Annotated in this window: 7 protein-coding genes; 6 read left to right on the forward strand and 1 reads right to left on the reverse strand. The window is 70.6% G+C overall.

Annotation, left to right across the window (positions count from 1 at the left end; translation table 11 throughout):
• Positions 1 to 2 precede the first annotated feature (2 nt).
• Genes ACIHEI_RS35655 through ACIHEI_RS35670 form a run of 4 tightly spaced genes read left to right on the forward strand, consistent with a single transcriptional unit; the run spans position 3 to position 3,006 of the window.
• A complete protein-coding gene (locus tag ACIHEI_RS35655; RefSeq protein WP_396609704.1) occupies positions 3 to 365 on the forward strand; it encodes an STAS domain-containing protein in 363 nt (120 codons plus the stop codon).
• A complete protein-coding gene (locus ACIHEI_RS35660) occupies positions 362 to 790 on the forward strand; it encodes an anti-sigma regulatory factor (RefSeq protein ID WP_380482924.1) in 429 nt (142 codons plus the stop codon). The genes ACIHEI_RS35655 and ACIHEI_RS35660 overlap by 4 nt, the downstream gene beginning before the upstream one ends.
• A gap of 13 nt (positions 791 to 803) precedes the next feature.
• Positions 804 to 1,817 carry a SpoIIE family protein phosphatase gene (locus ACIHEI_RS35665; protein ID WP_396609699.1) on the forward strand — a complete coding sequence of 338 codons (1,014 nt, stop codon included), beginning with the start codon at positions 804 to 806 and terminating at the stop codon, positions 1,815 to 1,817.
• 37 nt (positions 1,818 to 1,854) lie between these two features.
• Positions 1,855 to 3,006 carry a PAS domain S-box protein gene (locus ACIHEI_RS35670; protein ID WP_396609700.1) on the forward strand — a complete coding sequence of 384 codons (1,152 nt, stop codon included), beginning with the start codon at positions 1,855 to 1,857 and terminating at the stop codon, positions 3,004 to 3,006.
• Positions 3,007 to 3,212: 206 nt separating this feature from the next.
• Here the strand turns inward: ACIHEI_RS35670 and ACIHEI_RS35675 are convergent, their stop codons facing one another.
• Positions 3,213 to 3,914: a response regulator gene (locus ACIHEI_RS35675; RefSeq protein WP_396609701.1), complete on the reverse strand. Its 702-nt coding sequence runs from the start codon at positions 3,912 to 3,914 to the stop codon at positions 3,213 to 3,215.
• Positions 3,915 to 4,576: 662 nt separating this feature from the next.
• Between ACIHEI_RS35675 and ACIHEI_RS35680 the strand changes: the two genes are divergently transcribed.
• Together ACIHEI_RS35680 and ACIHEI_RS35685 are read left to right on the forward strand one after the other, a co-directional pair.
• Complete coding sequence (locus ACIHEI_RS35680) at positions 4,577 to 5,923, forward strand: APC family permease (protein WP_396609705.1); 1,347 nt, start codon at positions 4,577 to 4,579, stop codon at positions 5,921 to 5,923.
• Between the two features lie 117 nt (positions 5,924 to 6,040).
• Positions 6,041 to 6,415, forward strand: a 375-nt coding sequence (locus ACIHEI_RS35685; protein WP_396609702.1) for an arginine deiminase family protein, incomplete at its 3' end; no start/stop codon positions are given.

Consider the following 6,415-nt stretch of genomic DNA (forward strand, 5'->3'; position numbering starts at 1 on the left):
TGATGCGGATCGGTGACACGCTGCTGGTGGCGTTGCAGGGCGACCTGGACGACACGACCGTGGTCCAGATCGAGGAGCAGCTCACCCGGGAGGTCGCGCGCACCGGTGCATCCGGGATGTTGATCGATGTGAGCCGGCTGACCATGGTCGATTCGTTCATCGCACGGGTGCTGGCACGAATCGTGGCGATGATCCGGCTGCTGGGAGCCCAAGCCGCGATCGTGGGAATTCAGCCCGCGGTGGCCATCACACTGGTGGAACTGGGTGTCCCGATGGGCCATCTGGACACGGCGCTCAACGCCGAGCAGGGCCTGGCATTGCTGCAGCGGCTGCGCCGCGGCGAGAACGGCGCGGTCCGGCTGTGACCTGGAATACCACAACGGACGCGGAGCCGGCCGTCTTCGCGATCGCCCATGAGGCCGATCTGATCCGGGTCCGCAAGGTCCTGCGTGCCGAGGCCGAGGCGGTGGGTCTGGGCCTGGTCGACGCGACCAAACTGATCACGGCCGGAAGCGAGCTGGCTCGTAACATCCTCAACTACGCCACCGGGGGCCGCGGCCGGATCCGTGCCGAGCAGGTGTACGAGCAGGGGCGCCGGGGGGTGCGAGTCACCTTCGCCGACGACGGTCCGGGCATCGCCGACATCGAGGCGGCGATGACCGACGGCTTCAGCACCAAGGGCAGCCTGGGCCTGGGCCTGCCGGGGTCGCGACGGCTGGTGGACGACCTGACCCTCACATCGGGCGCCGACTCGGGCACGACCGTGGTGATCGTGAAGTGGCAGCGGTAACAGGGGTGCGGCAATGAGCGAGAACGAACACCGCCTCCATGCGATCGAGGCAGAGGAGGACGTGGGTGCCCTGCGCCGGGCGGTCGCCCGGATGGCAGTCGGCCAGCACGGCCTTCCTGCGGGCGTGGCCGAGCTGGTGGCAACCGAGCTCGGCACCAACCTCGTGCGGCACGCCCACCCCGGGGGATACGTGCTGGCCCGCAGGACCGCAGACGGGATCGAGCTCATCTCTGTCGACCGCGGCCCGGGAATGACAGCGGCGTCCCTCACTCCCCCGGTGGACCTGGTGCCGTCCTCGAACCGTCGTGGCGGTCTGAATGCCGGGTTGGGCGTCGTGCGGCGCAACTCCGTCGAGTTCGACTGGTACTCCACCCGGGGAGGCACCGTCGTCTACGCCCGGCTGGGCGCCAACCCCCCAGGCACGGCAGGGCGTTGGTGTTTCGGCGGAGTCAATGTCCCGCTGGGCGGTGACGGCGAGTCCGGAGACGCGTGGTCGGTCATGCCTGGCGAGCGGCTGACCGCCCTGGTCGTCGACGGCCTCGGCCACGGCGCCGGTGCCGCCTTGGCGGCCAGCGCCGCGATCACCACGTTCGAGCACGGCCCGGTCACCGCCCTCGACGACTTCATCCGGCGAGCCCATCAGGCGATGCGCGCCACCCGGGGCGGTGTCCTGGGCGCGTGCGTCATCGACCCTGAGAACGGCGAGCTCAGCTATGCGGCGGTCGGCAACATCACCGGACGGATCATCACCAACGGTCACCGCTCGGTCCATCTACTGGACCGCCCGGGCACCCTCGGTACCCATCTCCCCGTTCCGCGCACACACCTCCAGCACTGCCGCTGGGAACCCGGCTCGACCCTGGTGCTGACGTCCGACGGGATCCGCTCCGGCTGGAACCTGGAAGACCACCCCCGCCTGCTGGAGCACCACCCGGCGATCATCGCCGCCGTCGTGCACCGCGACCACGCACGGCCCTCCGACGACGCCACCGTGCTCGTGATCCGCGATCGCAGCGGCATGCCATGATGATGATGCCCGGCATATGACAGACGACGGAGGACAGTTGGCCATCGGAGAGCTCCGCGACACCCAGCCCGCCGACAGCGCGGAGCTGATCGCCGACCTGCGCCAGGAGCTCGACGACACCAACCGGGGCCTGATCGCGCTGCACACCGAACTCGAGGCGGCCCAGCGCGCGGCGTCCCGGCTCGCGGCCATCGTGACGTCTTCGAACGACGCCATGATCTGCGTCGATCCTGCGCCCACCCACCTCGTCCAGACCTGGAACCCGGGCGCTCAACGCCTGTTCGGCCATACCGAGCAGCAGATCGTCGGGCAGCCGGCCGACGTACTCCTGCCCGGTGGGGCGATGGACGCTCTCCACGCCGCGGTGGCGGAGATCCGCGCCGGTGGACGTGCAGAGCCGCACGAGACCCGGTGGCGCCGATCGGACGGCACCGAGGTCGACGTGGCCGTCACCGTCTCGGCGATGTCCGGCGCCGACGGCACGCTGATCGGCTTCTCCACCGTGGCACGGGACATCACCGCGCAGCTCGCCGCCCAGGCCGAGCTGGCCGCCGCCCGTGCCGAACGCGAGGTACAGGGGGATCGCGACCGTATTGCCCGCGACATGCACGACCTCGTCATCCAGCGGCTGTTCGGCGGCGCCTTGACACTGGAGTCCACCCTGGGCCTGCTTGCCGACCGGCCGCAGGTGCACAAGCGGGTCCGGCGGGTCAGAGACGACCTGGACGACACCATCCGGGTCATCCGCTCCATGATCTATGCCCTGCGCGAGCAGAAGCAGGACAGGGACGGCAAGGGTCTGCGCTCGCGACTGGTGGCAACTATCGAGCGGGCCACCGAGGCGCTCGGCTTCGCCCCGGCGCTGCGGATGACCGGCCTCCTGGACACCGACGTGTCCACCGAGTTCGCCGACCAACTGCTGGCCGTGCTGGGCGAGGCCCTTTCCAATGCGGCTCGGCACGCCCACGCCACCGCCGTCGACGTCAGTGTGGAAGTCACCGCCGCGGATCTGTGCCTGCGAGTGAGCGACAACGGCCGGGGCATCGACCCGGCCGTCACGCGCCGCAGCGGACTGGCCAACCTGCGCTCGCGTGCCGAGGAACTGGGCGGCACCTTCACCCTCGTCGCGAACCAGCCGGCCGGCACCGTTCTCGAATGGATCGTCCCCCTCAGCGGCAGTCACAGCTGACCGGAAGTCCCTGACGCGACCGGCACTCGCTGACGATGTGCCGGTCGCCCAGCTCGCGCCGCCAGCCGTTGCACGGGCGTGGCCCGGCTGGGAGTGCCGGCGAACCGTCCTCGTACTGGGTGTACTTGGGCGGTTTGCCGGTGCTTCCAGGCGGGATGATCCGGCGTCGGGCGCCCGGCAAGATCGGCTGGACAGACGGACAGACCCTAGGCCGGGCGGCCCGCATTGTGGTGGTGGCCGGGGCCGGCGAGGGTCTGGGTGGCAATGATGGCGGCCTGGACGCGCCGCTCGACGCCGAGCTTGGCCAGGAGCCGGGAGATGTGGTTCTTCACGGTCTTCTCGGCGAGGTAGAGGCGCTGGCCGATCTGCCGGTTGGTCAGGCCCTCGCCGATCAGCGCGAGGATCTCCCGTTCGCGGTCGGTGAGCTGGGGCACGTTGGACGGCTCGGGGGCGGCGTCGGCGCGCAGCCGGGCCATCAGCCGGGTGGCGGCGCCCGGGTCCAGCATGGACTGCCCGGAGGCAACGGTGCGCACGGCGGAGACCAGGTCGGTGCCGCTGACCTGCTTCAGAACATAGCCCGAGGCGCCGGCCAGGATCGAGTCGAGCAGGCCCTCCTCGTCATCGAACGACGTCAGGATCAGGCAGGCCAGCTCAGGCATCTGGGAACGCAGCTCCCGGCAGACCGTCACCCCGTTGCCGTCCGGCAACCGCATGTCGAGGATCGCCACATCGGGGCGGAGCGCCGGCACCCGGGCCAGCGCCTGCGCGACGGTGCCGGCCTCGCCGACCACGGTCAGATCGGGCTCGGCGTCCAGCAGGTCGTGGACGCCGCGGCGGACCACCTCGTGGTCATCCAACAGGAACACCTTCACCGGGGCATTCGCCTGACCTGCCACGTTGTCCGCCATGTCATCTCCATGTGCCGTGCCCGCTCCCGCAGCGGACAGAACAATCTACCCCGATGGCCTGTCATAGCTGAAGATCGTCTGAGATGACGGGACTGCCCCACCTGCCTCGGGGTGACGTAGCCGGGATGTGAGTCACCACGCGGTGACGCCTGCCGATTGCCGCAGGCGGCCCGGGGCTGTCCGCCAAGGCGGACGCCGGCGACCAGGTTGGGGCCTCGGGACGGGGCAGCCGTCGAACGACGGGTTCCGTCCCAGCTGGATGGCGGCTGCGGGACGTTGCACACCGCGGCAGCGGCCGAGAGAGGTACTGCCCGGCTGTCGGAATCGGCGGCCCCCAGCGCGTATTGGGAGACGACGTGCAGGTGGCGGCCCTTCAGTTCGAGAGCTGTCACAGCAGCTGCCGGTCGGGAACCGGGGCCCTCAGGCCGTTGCGGCTGGGACCGGTGGCGGCACGATCAGGGCCCGTAGGTCCCTGGGTCGCTTCGCCTCGCCGATCGAAGATCTTTATCGGCGGACGGCAAACCCTCACCGCGTCCCGTCCCGTCCTCCCAGCCCATCGCCCAAGGAGTCAGATCATGTCCGCGCCCGACCGTGCAAGACCAGCAGCCGAGCCACCCGCGCAGGGGAACAAGACCTTCGGGCTGCCTGCGGCGACCGCGCTGGTGGTCGGCAGCATCATCGGTACCGGGGTGTTCGCGCTGCCGTCCGCGCTCGCGCCCTACGGGCCGATCGCGCTGGTCGCGTTCGTGCTGGTGACCATCGGGGCGCTGGCGCTGGCCGTCACCTTCGGGCGGCTGACCGAGCGGGTGCCGGGCAGTGGCGGTCCGTATGTCTACGCCCGGGAGGCGTTCGGCGAGTTCGCCGGCTTCCTCACCGCCTGGTCCTACTGGATCACCGCCTGGGCCGGCAATGCGGCGATCGCAGTCGCCTGGGTCGGCTACGTCGAGGTGTTCGTCAACAAGGGCCACCACACCTGGACGTCGGTCGCCATCGCGCTGATCGGCCTGTGGGTGCCGGCGATCGTGAACCTGACCGGGGTGCGCAACATCGGTGCCTTCCAGGTGGTCACCACGGTGCTGAAGTTCCTGCCGCTGGCGTTCATGGCCACCGCCGGGCTGCTGTTCGTGAAGTCCGGCAACTTCGGGGCCTTCAACGCCAGTGGCGGCTCGGCGCTGGGCGCGATCTCGGCGGCCGGGGCGATCGCGCTGTTCAGCTACATCGGCCTGGAGACCGCCTCGGTGGCGGCCGGGCGGGTGCGCGACCCGCGGCGCAACGTGCCGAGGGCGACGATATACGGCACGCTGGCCTGCGCCGCGATCTACCTGCTCGGCACCCTGGCCGTCTTCGGCACCGTGCCGCACGACCAACTCGCCTCCTCCAGCGCGCCGTTCACCGACGCCATGAACAACATCGCGGGCGGCCACTGGGCCGGCAACCTGGTCGCCGCCGCGGCGATCATCTCCGGGGTCGGCGCGCTCAACGGCTGGACGATGATCTGCGCGGAGATGCCGATGGCGGCGGCCCGCGACGGCCTCTTCCCGCCCGTGTTCGCCGGCACCAAGGGGCGCGGCGAGGTGCCGGCCTTCGGCATCATCTCGGCTACCGTGCTCGCCTCGCTACTGACCGTGGTCAGCTACACCCGCTTCACCAAGGTGTTCACCGAGATCGTGCTGCTGAGCGTGCTGACCGCGGTGATCCCGTACCTGATCTCGGCGGCCGCCCAGCTCTACTGGCTGGTGCAGCACGACCGCAAGCAGCTCGACCGGCGGCGGCTGATCAAGGACATCACCATCACGGTGCTCGCCCTCGCCTTCTCCTACTGGTCGATCCAGGGCAGCGGCTACCAGACCGTCTACTACGGCCTGTTCACCATCCTGCTCGGCATCCCCGCCTACATCTGGGTGAAGCGCCCGCACCCGACCCACGGCACCGCCGCCGAGGCCGACCCCGCCGCCGTGCCCGGCCCGGCCGCCAAGACCGGGCCTGTCGAGGCGCCGTTGCTGCCGTAGGCGGCCCTCACCGCCCGGCCGCCCGGTCTGCCCACCGTCCTGCGCCGCGCCCTGACCGCGCGTCACCGGCACCGACAACCCCTGCAGTACTGAACTCCCTTGAGAGGAGCGCCACCGATGTCCACCCTTCGTGTCGATTCCGAGGCCGGCCGCCTGCGCCAGGTGGTCCTGCACCGACCGGGCCTGGAGCTGGCCCGGCTGACCCCGGGCAACGTCGACGAGCTGCTGTTCGACGACATCCTGTGGGCCAAGCGCGCCCGGGAGGAGCACGACGCCTTCGCGCAGGTGCTGCGCGACCACGGCGTGCGCGTGCACCACTACTCCGATCTGCTCGCCGAGACCCTCGACCTGGCCCCGGCCCGGGCCTGGCTCCTCGACCGGGTGGCCGCCCCGGCCCTCGTCGGCCCGGCCCTGGTCGAACCGGTCCGGGACCTGTGCGAACAGCTCGACGGCGCCACGCTCGCCGAGTACCTGATCGGCGGCGTCCTCAAG

This window comes from Kitasatospora sp. NPDC051984 (assembly GCF_044593455.1).
Classification (GTDB): Bacteria; Actinomycetota; Actinomycetes; order Streptomycetales; family Streptomycetaceae; genus Kitasatospora.

Bases quoted from the DNA above. Each gene is read 5' to 3' on its own strand.
- ACIHEI_RS35655 (WP_396609704.1), top strand. From the start codon at position 3: ATGCGGATCGGTGACACGCTGCTGGTGGCGTTGCAGGGCGACCTGGAC.
- ACIHEI_RS35675 (WP_396609701.1), bottom strand. From the start codon at position 3,914: ATGGCGGACAACGTGGCAGGTCAGGCGAATGCCCCGGTGAAGGTGTTC.
- ACIHEI_RS35665 (WP_396609699.1), top strand. From the start codon at position 804: ATGAGCGAGAACGAACACCGCCTCCATGCGATCGAGGCAGAGGAGGAC.